We start from the raw sequence: 16,961 nt of genomic DNA on the forward strand, positions 1-16,961 counted from the left end.
TGATCTGCAACTGGCTCGGAATGGGTTTGGATCAGGCCGTTTTTGTTTTCCCGAATAAGGCGGCGCCAGTTTGATCCCAATCAAGCTTGCGTGTATCAGACAAGGCATGTCGGTCTCCACCACGCCCGTAAGGCAGAGAGCACGTCATGCCGTTGCAGAAAGCCGTAAGTGAAGGTGAGCAGAACCGGGCCCTCGGGCTCAGCACGTTTGCCTTCACCATATGTTTCGCCGTCTGGACGATCTTCGCGATCATCGGGATCGAGATCAAGACGGAGCTGGGGCTGAACGAAACGCAGTTCGGCCTGCTGGTCGGAACGCCGATCCTGACCGGATCGCTGGTCCGCCTGTTCCTCGGCGTCTGGACCGATCAGTACGGCGGCCGGATCGTCTTTCCGCTGACCATGCTCGCATCGGCGGCCGCGACCTGGCTTCTCTCCTATGCCGACAGCTACGGGCTGCTGCTGCTTGCCGCGCTCGGGCTCGGGCTGGCGGGCGGCGGGTTCGCCGTGGGCGTCGCCTATGTCTCCAAGTGGTATCCGCAGCAGAAGCAGGGGGCCGCGCTCGGCTTTTTCGGCATGGGCAATGTCGGCGCCGCGGTTACCAAGTTCGTCGCGCCGTGGGTCATGGTCGCGTTCGGCTGGACGGCGGTCGCGCAGATCTGGGCGGCCGTGCTCGCCGTGGTCGCGGTGCTGTTCTTCCTGTTCGCCAAGGACGATCCCGAGCTTGCCGCGCGCAAGCTCAGCGGTGAAAAGCCCATGGGACTGATGGCGCAGCTGGAGCCGCTCAAGAGCGAGCAGGTCTGGCGCTTCTCGCTTTATTACTTCTTCGTGTTCGGCGCGTTCGTTGCGCTGGCGCTGTGGCTGCCGCAGTACCTGATCGGTGTTTACGGCGTGGACGTGAAGGTCGCCGGTATGCTGGCGGCAACCTTCTCGCTCTCGGCCAGCGTCTTCCGCGCTTACGGCGGCGTCCTTTCGGACAAGTACGGTGCGCGCAAGATCATGTACGCGACCTTCGGCGTTTCGATGATCTGCCTGTTCATGCTGTCGTATCCGGCAACCGACTACACGATCCACGGGATCGAGGGCGAGATCCGCTTCTCCACCTCGATGAGCCTCGTGCCCTTCGTGTTCACCGTGTTCGTCCTCGGGTTCTTCATGTCGCTGGGCAAGGCGGCGGTGTTCAAGCACATCCCCGTCTATTACCCCGACCACGTCGGTTCGGTCGGCGGCCTTGTCGGCCTGGTCGGCGGGCTCGGCGGTTTCGTGCTGCCGATCGTGTTCGGCGCGGTGAGCGATCTGACCGGCATCTGGACCAGCTGCTTCATGGTGCTGTTCGGCCTCGTGGCCGTCGCGCTCGGCTGGATGCACATCGCCATCCGCCAGATGGAGCAGAAGGCGAGCGGAATCGATCCGCGCGCGCTGCCGCAGTTCCCGGAAATGGCGGACCTGCACGACGAGGTCCGGCACGGGCACGTCCCGCCGGCCAAGGTCCTCACCGAGTGGCGGCCGGAGGACCCGGCGTTCTGGGAGGCGACGGGCCGGCGCGTCGCCCGGCGCAACCTGATGATCTCGATTCCGGCGCTGCTGCTCGCCTTCGCGGTCTGGATGGTCTGGTCCGTGGTGGTGGCGAAGCTTCCGCTCATCGGGTTCAACTACACGACGGACCAGCTGTTCTGGCTGGCGGCGCTGCCGGGCCTCTCCGGGGCGACGTTCCGGATCTTCTACAGTTTCATGGTGCCGATCTTCGGCGGGCGGCTCTGGACCACGCTCTCCACCTTCTCGTTGCTGATCCCGGCCTTCGGCATCGGCTATGCGGTGCAGACTCCGGGCACGCCCTACGTCATCTTCCTGGTGCTCGCGCTGCTTTGCGGCTTCGGCGGCGGCAACTTCGCCTCGTCGATGGCGAACATCGGCTTCTTCTTCCCCAAGGCGCAGAAGGGCAACGCGCTCGCGCTCAACGGCGGCCTCGGCAACCTCGGCGTTTCCGTCATGCAGTTCATCGTTCCGCTGGTGATCACCGCGGGCGTGTTCGGCGCGCTGGGCGGCGGTGCGCAGGTGGCGCAGGACGGCAGCGAGCTGTGGTTGCAGAATGCCGGGTTCATCTGGGTGCCGTTCATCCTCGCGTCGAGCCTGCTGGCGTGGTTCGGAATGAACGACATCGCCGATGCCAAGGCGAGCTTCGCGGAACAGGCGATCATCTTCCAGCGCAGGCACAACTGGCTGATGTGCTGGCTCTACACCGGCACCTTCGGCTCCTTCATCGGCTTTTCCGCCGGTCTGCCGCTGCTCGCCAAGTACGAGTTCCCCGAAGTCGACGTGCTCAAGTACGTCTTTCTTGCCCCGCTGGTCGGCGCGATCAGCCGGGCGGCCACCGGCTGGGTGTCCGACCGGTTTGGCGGCGCGCGCGTCACCTTCTGGGTGTTCGTGGGGATGATGATCGGCACGCTCGGCGTCGTCCACTTCATCGAGGCCGGCAACTTCGCGGGCTTCCTCGCGACGTTCGTCTTCATGTTCTTCGTCACGGGTGTCGGGAACGCCTCCACCTTCCAGATGATCCCGGTGATCATGCGCAGCGAGGTGCCGAGGCTGATGCCGGAACTCTCCGCGGCGGACGCGAACCGGCAGGCCGAGAAGGAATCGGCGGCCATCATCGGCTTCACCTCGGCGATCGCCGCCTACGGCGCGTTCTTCATCCCCAAGGCGTTCGGCAGCTCGATCACGCTGACCGGCGCGCCGATGGTGGCGCTGTGGGGCTTCTTCGTCTTCTACGCCAGCTGCGCGGCGCTCACATGGTTCGTCTACACGCGCAGGGGCGGGCTGCTGCACGACATCGAACGCGGCCGCGGCGCCCCGCCTTCCACTCCAGTCCCCGTTCCAGGAGCAACCGCATGAGCTATCTGCTCGACCGCCTGACGTTCTTTCGCCAGAAGACGGAAACCTTCTCCGACGGGCACGGCGTGACCACCGCCGAAGCCCGCAGCTGGGAAGACGGCTATCGCAAGCGCTGGCAGCACGACAAGATCGTGCGCTCCACCCACGGCGTGAACTGCACAGGGTCCTGCTCGTGGAAGATCTACGTCAAGGGCGGGATCATCACGTGGGAAACGCAGCAGACCGATTATCCGCGGACCCGGCCCGATCTCCCCAACCATGAACCGCGCGGCTGCCCGCGCGGGGCGAGCTACAGCTGGTACATCTATTCGGCGCAGCGCCTGAAGTACCCGCTCGTCCGCAAGCGGCTCATCAGGTTGTGGCGGGAGGCGCGGAAGGCGCTGCCGCCGGTCGCCGCCTGGGCCTCGATCCAGAACGACCCGGAAAAGCGCAGGAGCTACACGGCGATCCGCGGCCACGGCGGCTTCGTTCGTTCGACGTGGGACGAGGTGAACGAGATCATCGCTGCCGCCAACGCCTACACCGCCAAGACCTGGGGGCCGGACCGCGTGATCGGCTTCTCGCCGATCCCGGCGATGTCGATGGTCAGCTACGCCGCGGGGTCGCGCTATCTCTCGCTGCTCGGCGGCACGTGCATGTCGTTCTACGACTGGTATTGCGACCTGCCGCCCGCGAGCCCGATGACATGGGGCGAGCAAACCGACGTTCCCGAAAGCGCCGACTGGTACAACGCCGGTTTCCTGATGATGTGGGGATCGAACGTGCCGCAGACGCGCACGCCCGACGCCCACTTCATGACCGAGGCGCGCTATCGCGGGGCGAAGGTCGCGGTGGTCTCGCCCGATTATGCCGAGGCGACCAAGTTCGGCGACATCTGGCTCAACCCCAAGCAGGGCACTGACGCCGCCCTCGCGCTGGCGATGGGCCACGTGATCCTGCGCGAATTCCATCTCGACCGGCAGGTGCCCTATTTCGAAGACTATTGCCGCCGCTATTCGGACATGCCGATGCTGGTGCGGCTCGTCGAGAAGGACGGCGCCTTCGTGCCCGACCGCCTGCTGCGCGCTTCCGATTTCCCCGGCAACCTCGGCGAGACCAACAATCCCGAATGGAAGACCGTCGCCATCGACGACGCCGGCGGCGCGATCGTCGCCCCCGCCGGTTCGGTGGGCTTCCGCTGGGGAGAGCAGGGCAAGTGGAACCTCGAGGAGAAGGACGGCAGCGGCGCGGAGGTCAAGCTGCGCATGACTGCGATCCTCGACGGGGACCACGACGAGGTGGTGGACGTCGCCTTCCCCTATTTCGGCAATCGCGAGCATGATCATTTCGAGGGCACCGATCATCCCGACGTGCTGCTGAAGCGCGTGCCCGTGCGCGCCCTCGACCTTGCCGAGGGGCGCAGCTACGCCGCTTCCGTCTTCGATCTACTTTGCGCCAACTACGGCCTTGATCGCGGCCTCGGCGGCGAGCACGTCGCGCGCGATTATGCCGAGGCGAGCCCATACACCCCCGCCTGGGCCGAACGGATCACCGGCGTTCCGGCGGAACAGATCATCACCGTGGCGCGCGAGTTCGCCGACAACGCCGAGCAGACCGGCGGCAAGTCGATGGTCATCCTGGGGGCCGGACTCAACCACTGGTACCACATGGACATGAACTATCGCGGTATCATCAACCTGCTGGTGATGTGCGGTTGCATCGGCCAGTCGGGCGGCGGCTGGTCGCACTATGTCGGGCAGGAAAAGCTGCGTCCGCAGACGGGCTGGCTGCCGCTGGCGTTCGCGCTCGACTGGTCGCGTCCGCCGCGCCAGATGAACTCGACCAGTTTCTTCTACGCGCACACCGACCAGTGGCGTTACGAAACGGTGGGGGTGGACGAGATCCTGTCGCCCACGGCGCCGGACGGGGACTGGGATGCCTCGCTGATCGACTACAACGTGCGCGCCGAGCGCATGGGCTGGCTGCCTTCGGCGCCCCAGCTCAAGACGAATCCGCTGGAGGTGGGCAAGGCGGCGAAGGCCTCGGGCGTCGAAGCGAAGGACTATGTCGCCGGCGCGCTCAAGTCGGGCGAACTGGAGCTGTCGTGCCTCGATCCCGACGATCCGGCCAACTGGCCGCGCAACATGTTCGTCTGGCGGTCGAACCTGCTCGGTTCCTCGGGCAAGGGCCACGAATATTTCCTGAAGCACCTGCTCGGCACCGCGCACGGCGTGCAAGGGAAGGACCTCGGCGAGATGGGCCGCCAGAAGCCGCGGGAGGTGAAATGGCACGACGACGCGCCGAAGGGGAAGCTCGACCTGCTGGTCACGCTCGACTTCCGCATGTCGACGACCTGCGTCTATTCCGACATCGTCCTGCCCACCGCGAGCTGGTACGAAAAGGACGACCTCAACACGTCCGACATGCACCCGTTCATTCACCCGCTTTCGGCCGCGGTCGACCCCGTGTGGGAATCGAAGAGCGACTGGGAAATCTACAAGGGAATCGCGAAGGCGTTCTCTGAAGTCGCGCCGGAGGTGCTGGGCGTGGAGACCGATGTCGTCCTCACGCCGATCCTGCACGACACCGCGAACGAGATCGCGCAGCCGTTCGACGTCGCGGACTGGGGCAAGGGCGAAACCGCGCCGATCCCGGGCAGGACGATGGCGAGTGTCGCGCTCGTCGAGCGCGACTATCCCAACCTCTACAAGCGCTACACCGCGCTCGGCCCGCTGATGGACAAGCTCGGCAACGGCGGCAAGGGTATCACCTGGAAGACCGAGCACGAGGTGGAGAACCTGCGCAAGCTGAACGGCGTCGTGACCGGCGAGGGGCCGACGAAGGGCATGGCGCGCATTGAGACCGCGATTGATGCGGCCGAAGTGCTGCTGATGCTTGCGCCGGAAACCAACGGCGAGGTCGCGATCAAGGCGTGGGAGGCGCTGTCGAAGTTCACGGGACGCGACCACACTCATCTCGCGCTGCCCAAGGAAGACGAGAAGATCCGTTTCCGCGACATCCAGGCCCAGCCGCGCAAGATCATCTCCTCGCCCACGTGGTCGGGGCTGGAGAGCGAGCACGTCTGCTACAACGCGGGCTATACCAACGTGCACGAACTGATCCCGTGGCGCACGCTGACGGGGCGGCAGCAGCTCTATCAGGATCACAAGTGGATGCTTGCGTTCGGCGAAGGGCTCTGCGTGTACCGCCCGCCGATCGACACCAAGGCGGTGAAGCCCATGCTCGATCAGGCGGTGGGGGAGAAGCACGTGGTGCTGAACTTCATCACGCCGCACCAGAAATGGGGCATCCATTCCACCTACACCGACAATCAGCTGATGCTGACGCTGTCGCGCGGCGGGCCCATCGTCTGGATGTCCGAGGTGGACGCGGCAAAGGCCGGGCTCGTCGACAACGACTGGGTGGAAACCTTCAACACCAATGGCGCGCTGGTGGCCCGCGTGGTCGTTTCCCAGCGCATGAAGGAGGGGACGCTCTTCATGTATCACGCGCAGGAGAAGATCGTGAACGTGCCCGGTTCGCCGCTGACCGGACAGAGAGGCGGCATCCACAATTCCGTGACGCGCGCCATTCTGAAGCCGACCCACATGATCGGCGGCTACGTCCAGCAGAGCTACGGTTTCAACTACTACGGCACCGTCGGTTCCAACCGCGACGAATTCGTCATCGTCCGCAAGCTTGCAAAGGTCGACTGGCTCGAAGGAGCCCTCGCAGAAGGGGAGACGGCAGCATGAAGATCCGCGCGCAGATCGGCAAGGTCCTGAACCTCGACAAGTGCATCGGCTGCCACACCTGTTCGGTCACCTGCAAGAACGTGTGGACCAGCCGCGAAGGCGTGGAATACGCCTGGTTCAACAACGTCGAGACCAAACCCGGCATCGGCTATCCGAAGGACTGGGAAAACCAGCGCCGCTGGAACGGCGGCTGGGACCTGCGCCACGGGCGCCTGCAGCCGCGCATGGGCGGCAAGTGGCGGCTACTGGCGAAGATCTTCGCCAATCCCGACCTGCCCGAGATCGACGATTACTACGAGCCTTTCACGTTCGATTACGGTCACCTGCAATCGGCGGCGGAATCGAAGGCGTTTCCCACTGCGCGCCCGCGCAGCCTCGTTTCGGGCGAGCGCATGGAAAAGATCGAGTGGGGTCCGAACTGGGAGGAAATCCTGGGCGGCGAATTCTCGAAGCGGTCCGAGGATTACAATTTCGAAGGCGTGCAGAAAGACATCTACGGGCAGTTCGAAAACACGTTCATGATGTACCTGCCGCGGCTGTGCGAGCACTGCCTCAACCCGACCTGCGTCGCGGCGTGCCCGTCCGGCTCGATCTACAAGCGCGAGGAGGACGGGATCGTCCTCATCGACCAGGAAAAGTGCCGCGGCTGGCGCATGTGCGTCTCCGGCTGCCCTTACAAGAAAATCTACTACAACTGGAAAACCGGAAAGTCCGAGAAGTGCATCTTCTGCTATCCGCGCATCGAGGCGGGCGAGCCGACGGTGTGTTCGGAAACCTGCGTCGGGCGCATCCGCTACCTCGGCGTCATGCTCTACGACGCGGACCGCATCGAGGAAGCGGCTTCGACGGAGAAGGTGGAGGATCTCTATCAGGCGCAGCTCGACATCTTCCTTGACCCCAACGATCCGGCGGTCATCGCGCAGGCGCGCGCCGACGGTATTCCCGAGGCATGGCTGGAGGCCGCGAAGCGGTCGCCGGTATGGAAGATGGCGATGGAATGGAAGATCGCGTTCCCGCTGCATCCCGAATATCGCACGCTGCCGATGGTCTGGTACGTGCCGCCGCTCTCGCCGATCAGCGCGGCGGCGAACGCCGGGCGGATTTCCGCCAACAACGGTATGCCGGATGTCCGCTCGTTGCGCATTCCGCTCAAGTATCTCGCGAACCTGCTGACCGCGGGCGACGAGGAGCCGATCGCGGCCTGCCTCGAACGGATGCTCGCGATGCGCGGCTACATGCGCGCGAAGACCGTGCAGGGCGTGATCGCTGCGGACATCGCCGAGGCCGTGGGACTGACGCCCGCACAGGTCGAGGAGATGTACAGGGTGATGGCCATCGCCAACTACGAGGACCGCTTCGTCATACCCACCGGCCACCGCGAGGATGCCGAGGACATGTACGACGAGAAGGGCTCGTGCGGCTTCTCGTTCGGGAACGGCTGCTCGGGCGGTTCGACCGACACCAACCTTTTCGGCGCCCCCGCGCGCAAGAAGCTCCAGACCCCGACGGAGGTGTTCTGATGCGCCTGACCTTTCGCATATTGTCCGCCTTGCTGCGCTACCCGGACGAAGCCGTGCAGCGGGCCGCGCCCGAATTCGCCGCAGCGCTCGCCGAAGACGGATTGCTCTCCGCCGGCCAGCGTGCCGCGCTCCAGCCGCTGATCGGTGCGTTGGCATCCGAGGATTTGCTCGATCTTCAGGAACGCTATGTCGCGCTGTTCGACCGGGGGCGGGCGCTGTCGCTGCACCTGTTCGAGCACGTTCACGGCGAGAGCCGGGACCGGGGGCAGGCGATGGTGGACCTGCGCGACCGCTACGAGCGTGAGGGGCTTGAGATCACCGCGAAGGAATTGCCGGATTATCTGCCGCTGTTCCTTGAATATCTCTCGATCCTGCCGTCCGCGCAAGCGCGCGAGGAACTGGCGCAGCCGGGCGTGATCGTCGCGGCGCTGGCCCGGCGGCTGGACGAAAGGGCCAGCCCCTACGCGCCGGCGATGCAGGTTCTCGCGGAGCTTGCAGGGGTGGATGGCGAAGCGTTCGACATCGCGCCGCCCGACAACCCCGACGACCTCGCCGCGCTCGATGCCGCGTGGGAGGAGGAGCAGGTCCGCTTCGAGGCGCCCGCCGCGCCGACCGCGCCCGGCGCGGCCGCCTGTCCGCAGGCCGCCGCGCTCGTCGCCCGTTTCCAGTCCCCCGAACCCGTCAGGAACCCTGCTCATGGCTGACCTCGTCCACACCCTGGTTTTCGGGATTTATCCGTATATCGCGCTGGCCGTGCTCGCGGTGGGGTCCGTGATCCGCTACGACCGCGAACCCTACAGCTGGCGCGCCGGATCGAGCCAGCTTCTGCGCCGCAAGCAGCTGATGATCGGCTCGGTGCTGTTCCATGTCGGTGTGCTGGTGATCTTCTTCGGCCACCTCGGCGGCCTGCTTACGCCGATCTGGGTGTTCGATGCGCTGGGGATCAGCCACGGGGCGAAGCAGTTGTTGGCGATCATCGCGGGCGGCATCGCCGGCGTCATGGCGATCATCGGCGCGACGCTGCTCATTCACCGCCGTTTCTTCGATCCGCGCGTGCGGGCCGCGTCGACCTTCAGCGACAACATGATCATCGTGCTGCTCTGGGTGCAGCTCGCACTCGGGCTGGCGACGATTCCGCTTTCCGCCGCGCACCTCGACGGCGGCGAAATGGTCAAGTTCATGACCTGGGCGCAGGGCATCTTCACCTTCCGCGGCGATGCCGCCGGCCACATCACCGACGTGCACTGGATCTTCAAGCTGCACCTCGCGCTCGGCCTCACGATCCTGCTGTTGTTCCCCTTCACCCGGCTGGTGCACATGCTCTCGGCGCCGGTGCGCTACATCTGGCGGCCCGGATACCAGGTCGTCCGCTCGCGCAAGCTGGCGGCCCGCCGTGGCTGACCTGCCCGACAGCCCCCGCGTTGCGGTGAACGGGCGGGAAATCCCCGCATTGGACATCGCGGCGGAAACGCAGCACCATCCGGCGCCGGATGCCGCCTCCGCGTGGACGGCAGCGGCCGAGGCGCTGGTGATCCGCCAACTCCTGCTCGACGAGGCCGGTCGGCTGGGGGTGGACGGCGCGGGGTTTGCCGACAGCGAAGGGCGCCCGCTTTCGGATGACGAGGCGCGGATCGAGGCGCTGATCGCGGCGCAGGTGCGGACGCCCCGGGCCGACGAGCAAACCGCGCGTCGCTATTACGAGACCCACCTTGAGCGCTTCACCTCCCCCGTGCTCGTCGAGGCCGAGCATATCCTGTTCGCGGCCTCCCCCGACGACAGGTTCGCCTATGGCCTCGCCACCGGCGACGCGCGTCTCGTGATCGGCCGCCTGCAGGCCGATCCGACGGCCTTCGCCGATCTTGCCCGCAAGCATTCCGCCTGCCCGTCGAAGGCTGAGGGCGGCAATCTCGGCCAGATCGGGCCGGGCCAGACGGTGCGGGAGTTCGAGGAGGTGCTCTTTTCGCTGGGCGAGGGAGAGCTGCATCCCGAGCCGGTGAAGACCCGCTTCGGCGTTCACGTGATCCGCGCCGGACGGCGGGAGGAGGCGCGCCGGCTACCGTTCAAGCTGGTCCGCGAAAAGGTCGCGGATTATCTCGAGGAGGCGAGCTGGCGCCGCGCGATGGCGCAGTATGTCGCGATCCTCGCCGCGCAATCCACCGTCGAAGGGGTAGAGATCATGGCCGCCGAAGGGCCGCTGGTGCAATGACGGTGCCCGTGTTCCCCGCAGCGAGTCTTGCCGACGCGCACGGCCGCAGGTTCGAATACCTGCGCCTGTCGCTTACCGATGTCTGCAATTTCCGCTGCACCTATTGCCTGCCCGAAGGCTATCGCAAGATCGCCGGGATGCCGTCCGATCTCTCCGTGGCGGAGATCCGCAGACTGGTGGCCGGATTCGCGAGGCTCGGCCTCTGGAAGGTGCGGCTGACCGGCGGCGAGCCGAGCCTGCGACGCGAGCTGCTGGAAATCGCCGAAGCCGTCGCCGCCGTGCCCGGCATCCGGAGGCTGGCGATGACCACCAACGGGTATCGCCTTGCCGAGCGCGCGGGGGACTATGCCTCGGCCGGAATCGCCGCGCTCAATGTCAGCGTGGACTCGCTCGATCCGGCACGGTTCCGGACGATCACGGGACATGACCGGCTGGACGAGGTGCTCGACGGCGTCGGGGCCGCCCGTGCGGCCGGGATCGGCACGGTCAAGCTCAACAGCGTCCTGATGCGCGGCATCAACGACGATGAACTGGGCGGCTTCATGGCGTTCGTCAACCGTCATGACCTGACGCTGCGTTTCATCGAGGTGATGCGCACGAACGACAATGCTGCGTTCTTCGACAGGCACCACATGCCGGGTTCGGAAATCGCCTCCCGGCTCGAAACGCTGGGCTGGCGGCGCCTGCAGCGTGCCGCCGGGGCAGGGCCGGCCATCGAATACGAGCACCCGGCCGGGCGCGGCCGGATCGGCATCATCGCACCCTATGCCAAGGACTTCTGCACCACCTGCAACCGTCTGCGCGTATCCTCCAGAGGCAAGCTTCACCTGTGCCTGTTCGGAGATCACGGCATCGACCTGCGCGACCTGCTGCAATCCGATGACCAGATCGACGCGCTGATCGCCAGGATCACGGCGCTGACGGCGACCAAGGCGCCCGCGCACCGCCTGCACAGCGGCAACAGCGGTGCGACGCCGCATCTGGCGTCGATTGGCGGCTGAGATGTCGGCCGTAACCGGCGTGTTTTCCCTTATCCGCTGCGGCCTGAAATACTCTCAATCGGCCATCTGGCACGTGTAGTTCGCCGCGCGATCGCGGCCGCCCGTGCCGACATAGCGGGCGACCTTCGGATACGGGCAATAGGGGCGCGTTCTGAGCGTGTCGCTGTCGCTGCCGAAACCGATCACCGTTGCGCGCGGCGAATCCGCATCGGGGGCGATGCCGTGCTCCACCCAGTTCTCGACCGCCGTCAGCCAGGCCAGATCGTGGGTGTCGCGCATGCCGCCGACCGGACCGTCCCCGCAGTGCGCCATGCCCGGAATCATGAACAGGCGCGCGAAGCTGCGAAGCGAATCCCCGCCCATTTGCCTTTCGAGCGCGTGCCACTTGTTCGTCGAGAGATAGGGGGAAATCAGCGGGTCCGACCAGCCGTGGTACAGGATCAGCTTGCCGCCGCGGCGCGCGAAGGCGGAGAGGTCCGCGCTGTTCGCATCCATGATTGCGCCGAGCTTTCGCCGGCCGGCCTCGATGTCCTTTTCCGGGTCGAACTGTCCGAACGCCCAGTTCGGGTCGTTCTTGAGAAGCAGGCGATAGAAATCGTGATAGCTTCCGGAAATCGGGTCGAGCGAGTCGGTCCACGGCCAATATTGCTCGCTGCCGGGGACGAAGCCCGGCGCGTCGCCGCCGGATTGCGAGCCCGGAGACCCGCCATAGATCGCCCGCGTCGCTTCGACCTGCGCGGAGGTAAGGCACGCCGCCGGGTCGGCGCCCTCCCGTCCGCACTGCATCACCGCCGGATCGAAGCGGCAGGCGCGGGGGTCTTCGATCAGTCCGTCGGTCAGTCCGTCAAGCGCGTCGCACTCCGAGATGGCCCGGCGCGACACCGCCTGCGCAAGCGCCCTTGAAAGCGCACCCGCGCGGTTCTGGCGGGTCACGAGATAGGCCGCCCAAGCCTGCCCGCCGACCATGCCGGTCCAGTCGCCGCCGTGGGCGCCCGCGACGATGCCGTCATAATCGTCCGGATAGCGCTCCGCCTCCATCAGGCCGTGATGCCCGCCCTGGGAACAGGCGACATAATAGGCCCTTTGCGGCGCCTTGCGGTAATAGGCGTGGGCGACGGCCTTGGCGACGACCGTCGACACGTGCTGGGCGCGCGATGCGAAATCGACGAGAAGCTCTTGCTTCAGAGCGCCCTTTTTAGCGTCGAACGCCCAGTTCTGCTCATAGATGTTGGTGCTTTGGTGCCCGTTGTCGTGGGCCATCGCGGCAAAGCCGCCTTCGACCGGCGCCGAAAGCGCCGCATACTGGATCGCGCCCATGGACCCGCCCGACGCCGTGCCGAAGAACTTTCCGTTCCATGCGCCCGGCGCGGGCAGCCAGACCTCGAACCGGATCGACGATTGCGGAGTCGGGGTCGCGATCCCCTGAACGCGGCAGAAGGGCGACTTCACGACGGCCGGGCCGCGAAAGCCTCCCGGGCTCGACCACGGCCGGACCCCGGTGGCTGCAATCCAGGTCGCGCCTTCGATGCGGACGTTCCGGCCGAACGAATGCGTCTTCAGCGCTTCGCAGGTGCCCGGATCGGTCTTGCCGGTGCGATCGTCGCGCGGGCTGCCGGACGCGCCGACCAGCAAGGAGAGGCTTGCAGCGGCGATCACCAGAGGCTGGGTCATTCTCATGGTCCGAACTCCCTTCCATTGTTGCCGAATGCCGCGGTTCGCGCCTGAACCGCGGGCGCCCTCCATATGCGAGACTTACGTCAGGTGGCCGTGCGCGCGGGGTTCGCGCATACGCAGCGCGACGATGAAGGCGACGGCGCATACGCCCGATACGTACCAGGCAAAGACCTGCTCGTGTCCTATCTGCTTCATCAAAAGCGCGGCGTATTCCGCCGTTCCGCCGAAGATCGCCGAGGCGATCGCATGCCCCAGACCGACGCCGAGCGCCCGCACGCGCGCGGGGAAGAGCTCCGCCTTGAAGAGGCCGGAAACCGAGGTGTAGAAGCTCATGATCACAAGCGCGGCGAACACCAGCAGCCCCGCCGTCCACATCGTCTGCGCCTTGCCGATTGCGCCGAACAGAGGCACGGCGAACAGCGTCATGCCGCCGCTGAAGATGAGGAGATTGGTGCGCCGCCCGATCCGGTCGGAGAGCATTCCCAGCACGGGTTGCAGAAGCAGGAAGGCGAAGGTGACGACGAGCATCGTCCGGCTCGCCGCCGTCACGTCCATTCCGGCGGTATTAACGAGATATTTCTGCATATAGGTGGTGAAGGTATAAAGCGTGACCGCGCCCGCGGCGCTCAGCGTCATGACGATCAGCATTGCGCGCGGGTGCTTGACGAGTGTCTTCAGCGATCCCGCGTCCTCGGTCGTTCCGGCCGGTTCCGCGGTTTCGTGCATGAGGTTGCGGAACAGCAGGAAGAGGCCAGCGAGCACGGCGCCCAGGATGAAGGGAAGGCGCCAGCCCCATTCGCGGATCGCCTCATCGCTCATGACCGCCTGAAGCAGAAAGATCACCAGCAGCGCGAAGAGTTGTCCGCCGATCAGCGTGACGAACTGGAAGGACGCGAAGAAACCGCGTTTCCCGGGCTCGGCGATCTCGCTGAGATAAGTGGCGGCGGCACCGTATTGACCGCCAGTCGAAAAGCCCTGCATGAGGCGCGCGACGAGCAGCAGCGCGGGCGCGGCCGCACCGATCGTCGCATAGGTGGGCAGGATGCCGACGAGCAGCGAGCCCGCGCCCATCAACAGCACCGAAGCGATCATCGCCGCGCGGCGCCCGTGCCGGTCAGCATAGCGCCCGAAGAACCAGCCGCCCAGCGGGCGGATCAGGAAGCCCGCCGCATAGATGGCGGCGACGTTGAGCAGTTGTGCGGTGCGATCGCCCGCCGGAAAGAAAGCCGCGGCGAAATAGAGCGCGGTATAGGCGTAGGCGTAGAAATCGTACCATTCGATGAGGTTGCCCGCCGAACCGGCGATCGCCGCGCGGGCACGCATCCTGCGGTCGAGTTCGATCGGCACGGCGGGGCGCGTGTCGAGAGGTGCATCTCCTTCGGCGGGGACGCCGATCATGCTCGGAATCCGGGTCATGTCGTCACCTCCTGCGCCGACATCAGGCGCGGCGATGTCGTGATGCTGGACAACCCGCCGGCACATAAGGTCACGGGCGCCCGCGAGGCAATCGTCGAGCGCCGTGCCCAGATCTTCATGAATATTCTAATTGCGGACGGGCGACCTCCACATCTTTGTTTCGGTCGCCGCGTGCGCATGGAAATTCGGAAAGACCGACCGGCACTAGAAACGGTAGGTCAACGTGCCCTGGACCGTGCGCGGTTCGCCGTTCGCGCAAGAGCCGAAATGGGAGCAGGACGGGTAGTAGAGATCATCGAGGAGATTGATCGCGTTGAACTGCAACGTCCAGTTCTTGTACTCGAAGGCCGCCATAGCGTCGACAAGCGTATAGCTTGGCGTTACGACCCGAAAGACGGCGGGATTCCCGGACGTCATCCGACCCTGATAGCGCACGCCCGCACCAAGGCGCAGCGTTACATCGTCGCTGAGCGCCACGGTCTTGGTGCCGAACATGCTCGCGAGATATTTCGGAACGGCGTCCCGCTGGTAGTCCTGATCCGACAGCCTCGACGTGGCGTAGGAGAAGGCGGCAGTGATCGAAAGGTCATCCCTGACATTGTGATTGGCCTGGAATTCGACGCCTTCCGATTTTGTGCTGCCGATTTGAATCGATCTCAGCGGATTGCTCGGATCGACCCGGAGAGACTTGTCCTCCTTGAGGTCATAATAGGATACGCGAAGCAGCGTCGTCTGGAACGGCTGCCACTTGAGGCCGATTTCCTTCTGCTTGCCGAACAGCGGCTGATAGGTGTCGCCGAACTGGTTGAGCCCGGAGATCGGCAGGAAGGATTCTGAGTAGCTGACAAAGGGCGCCAGCGTCGGCGTGACATTGACGGTCAGGCCGGCGCGCTTGGTCGTTTTCTTGGTGACTTCCTTTGGCAAGCCCGCGTCTTGCTTCGTGTAGCGGTCGCGCCTGATGCCGACCACGAGCGAGGCCGTGTCGCCGAAATCGATCTGGTCTTGCGCGTAGAAGCCGGTCTGCTTCAATATCTGAGTGTTGAAGAAGGTATACACCGGCGGCGCCACCGTGCCGTAGACCGGGTTGTAGATGTCGATCGGGGCGACCCCACTAATAAACGCCTGTCCGGAAACCTGACGGAAGTGGGAATAGTCCACGCCGGCAAGGAACTGGTGGGAAATCGGCCCGGTATCGAACTTGACGCCGAGATTATTGTCGGTGTTGAAGATCTTGTATTTTATGCCAATGGCGAAAAGGTTGCGGGGAACCATCGTTTCACCCGGCTCGAAAATCCCGTTTCCATTCGTGTCGATAAAGGGATTGAGCGGATTCCCGGTCGCGGACGGATTGAGGTAAACCTCCGCCTGGTCCGTATCCGCTTTCGTGTAGCGGGTCGCGCTGCGGAAGCTGAACATGTCCGAGAACTCATGGCTCGCGAGCAAGGTGATCGACTTGTTTTCCTTGGTGCCCTTCATGATCGACGGTTCGCCGAGCATCCGCGAGTCGGGCACCCGCATCCCCGGAAGCGCATAAAGCGATGCGACGAGTGGCAGGACGTTATAGTTCGGGGGGTTCTTGTCGCGCTGGTAAAGGCCGATCGCGGTGATGTCGGTGCGATCGCTGGGCTTCCAGGTGATCGCCGGCTGCACCAGTATGCGATCGTTGGGAATATAGTCCATCCGGGAGTCGGAATCGCGCACGAGGCCGACCAGACGCACGGCGAGCGTGTCGCTGAGCGGGCCCGTGAGGTCGACCACGGCTTCCTTGCGGTCATGGGTTCCGTAACTCACGCTCGCAGTGCCGCCGAACTCGAACCGAGGACGCTTGCTCTGCATGTTGGTGAGGCCGCTCGCGCTGCCGGAACCGTAGAGCACCGATGCCGGCCCGACCAGGACCTCGATACGCTCCATCGAGTTGACGTCGACGCGGGGCAGGTAGACGAAGCCGTAGTTGCGCTTCAGCCCATCGACATACAGGACGGACTGAAAGCCGCGGATATTGTTGAAATCACCGCGCAGATCGTCCGAGGCGTTATAAACGCCCGCCGTGTATTTCAGCGCTTCGCGAATGCTGAGGGCGCCGAGATCCTGCACCTGCTCGAGGGTGACGACCTCGATCGACTGGGGGATGCGCAGTATCGGCGTGTCCGTTTTCGTGGCCGTCGTGGCACGCGCCGTGACAATGATGTCCGCGTCATCCGATTCGGTCGTTTGAGCCTGGGCCGACGATGCGAACGCCAACGCCAGCAGCGACGCTCCGAGCGATACACGCCCCATCGCCGCACGATTTTGATATGCGCTTTTCATGAAGTCCCCCTTTTGCATTTATTGAGCCGAAGCAAGCGAACTCTTGGTCATCATCTTGACTCTGTTTCGGGGAGGAATAATAGCTCGGCTGCTACGGCGAGGTAGGTCGGATTTGGGTAACAAGCCGGTTCCGTTGGGTAAGTCCGCGGTCGAGGCTGAGTTACTCGTGAAGTTGCTCCTTCTCGCCGCAAGGACGCGCATACGGGCAACGC

General features: G+C 65.0%; 10 protein-coding genes. 7 read left to right on the forward strand and 3 right to left on the reverse strand.

Annotated elements, in window-relative coordinates; all coding sequences use genetic code 11:
• Positions 1–146: 146 nt before the first annotated feature.
• The 7 genes from PE061_RS13445 to moaA are packed head-to-tail and all read left to right on the forward strand — an operon-like array spanning position 147 to position 11,352.
• On the forward strand, positions 147–2,891 hold the full coding sequence (locus tag PE061_RS13445) for a nitrate/nitrite transporter (RefSeq protein WP_271255789.1): 2,745 nt from the start codon (positions 147–149) through the stop codon (positions 2,889–2,891).
• On the forward strand, positions 2,888–6,625 hold the full coding sequence (locus PE061_RS13450; protein ID WP_271255790.1) for a nitrate reductase subunit alpha: 3,738 nt from the start codon (positions 2,888–2,890) through the stop codon (positions 6,623–6,625). Before PE061_RS13445 ends, PE061_RS13450 begins: the two co-directional genes overlap by 4 nt.
• Complete coding sequence (narH, locus tag PE061_RS13455) at positions 6,622–8,145, forward strand: nitrate reductase subunit beta (RefSeq protein ID WP_271255791.1); 1,524 nt, start codon at positions 6,622–6,624, stop codon at positions 8,143–8,145. Before PE061_RS13450 ends, narH begins: the two co-directional genes overlap by 4 nt.
• Entirely contained in the window at positions 8,145–8,849 is a 705-nt protein-coding gene (gene narJ, locus PE061_RS13460; RefSeq protein ID WP_271255792.1) for a nitrate reductase molybdenum cofactor assembly chaperone, read from the forward strand. The genes narH and narJ overlap by 1 nt, the downstream gene beginning before the upstream one ends.
• Positions 8,842–9,546: a respiratory nitrate reductase subunit gamma gene (gene narI, locus PE061_RS13465; protein WP_271255793.1), complete on the forward strand. Its 705-nt coding sequence runs from the start codon at positions 8,842–8,844 to the stop codon at positions 9,544–9,546. The genes narJ and narI overlap by 8 nt, the downstream gene beginning before the upstream one ends.
• The gene (locus tag PE061_RS13470; protein WP_271255794.1) at positions 9,539–10,351 is read left to right on the forward strand and encodes a peptidylprolyl isomerase; all 813 of its coding nucleotides are present in this window, start codon (positions 9,539–9,541) and stop codon (positions 10,349–10,351) included. Before narI ends, PE061_RS13470 begins: the two co-directional genes overlap by 8 nt.
• Positions 10,348–11,352 (forward strand): GTP 3',8-cyclase MoaA, encoded by a 1,005-nt coding sequence (moaA, locus tag PE061_RS13475; RefSeq protein WP_271255795.1) that lies wholly within the window; start codon positions 10,348–10,350, stop codon positions 11,350–11,352. The genes PE061_RS13470 and moaA overlap by 4 nt, the downstream gene beginning before the upstream one ends.
• 54 nt (positions 11,353–11,406) lie before the next feature.
• Here moaA and PE061_RS13480 read toward each other — a convergent pair whose 3' ends face one another.
• The 3 genes from PE061_RS13480 to PE061_RS13490 all read right to left on the reverse strand — a co-directional run bounded on the left by PE061_RS13480 (position 11,407) and on the right by PE061_RS13490 (position 16,749).
• Complete coding sequence (locus PE061_RS13480; protein WP_271255796.1) at positions 11,407–13,029, reverse strand: tannase/feruloyl esterase family alpha/beta hydrolase; 1,623 nt, start codon at positions 13,027–13,029, stop codon at positions 11,407–11,409.
• Positions 13,030–13,104: 75 nt separating this feature from the next.
• A complete protein-coding gene (locus PE061_RS13485; RefSeq protein ID WP_420794305.1) occupies positions 13,105–14,442 on the reverse strand; it encodes an MFS transporter in 1,338 nt (445 codons plus the stop codon).
• 204 nt (positions 14,443–14,646) lie between these two features.
• Positions 14,647–16,749: a TonB-dependent siderophore receptor gene (locus tag PE061_RS13490; RefSeq protein WP_271255797.1), complete on the reverse strand. Its 2,103-nt coding sequence runs from the start codon at positions 16,747–16,749 to the stop codon at positions 14,647–14,649.
• Positions 16,750–16,961 lie beyond the last annotated feature (212 nt).

Source organism: Sphingosinicella microcystinivorans, from assembly GCF_027941835.1.
In the GTDB taxonomy this organism is placed as follows: domain Bacteria; phylum Pseudomonadota; class Alphaproteobacteria; order Sphingomonadales; family Sphingomonadaceae; genus Sphingosinicella.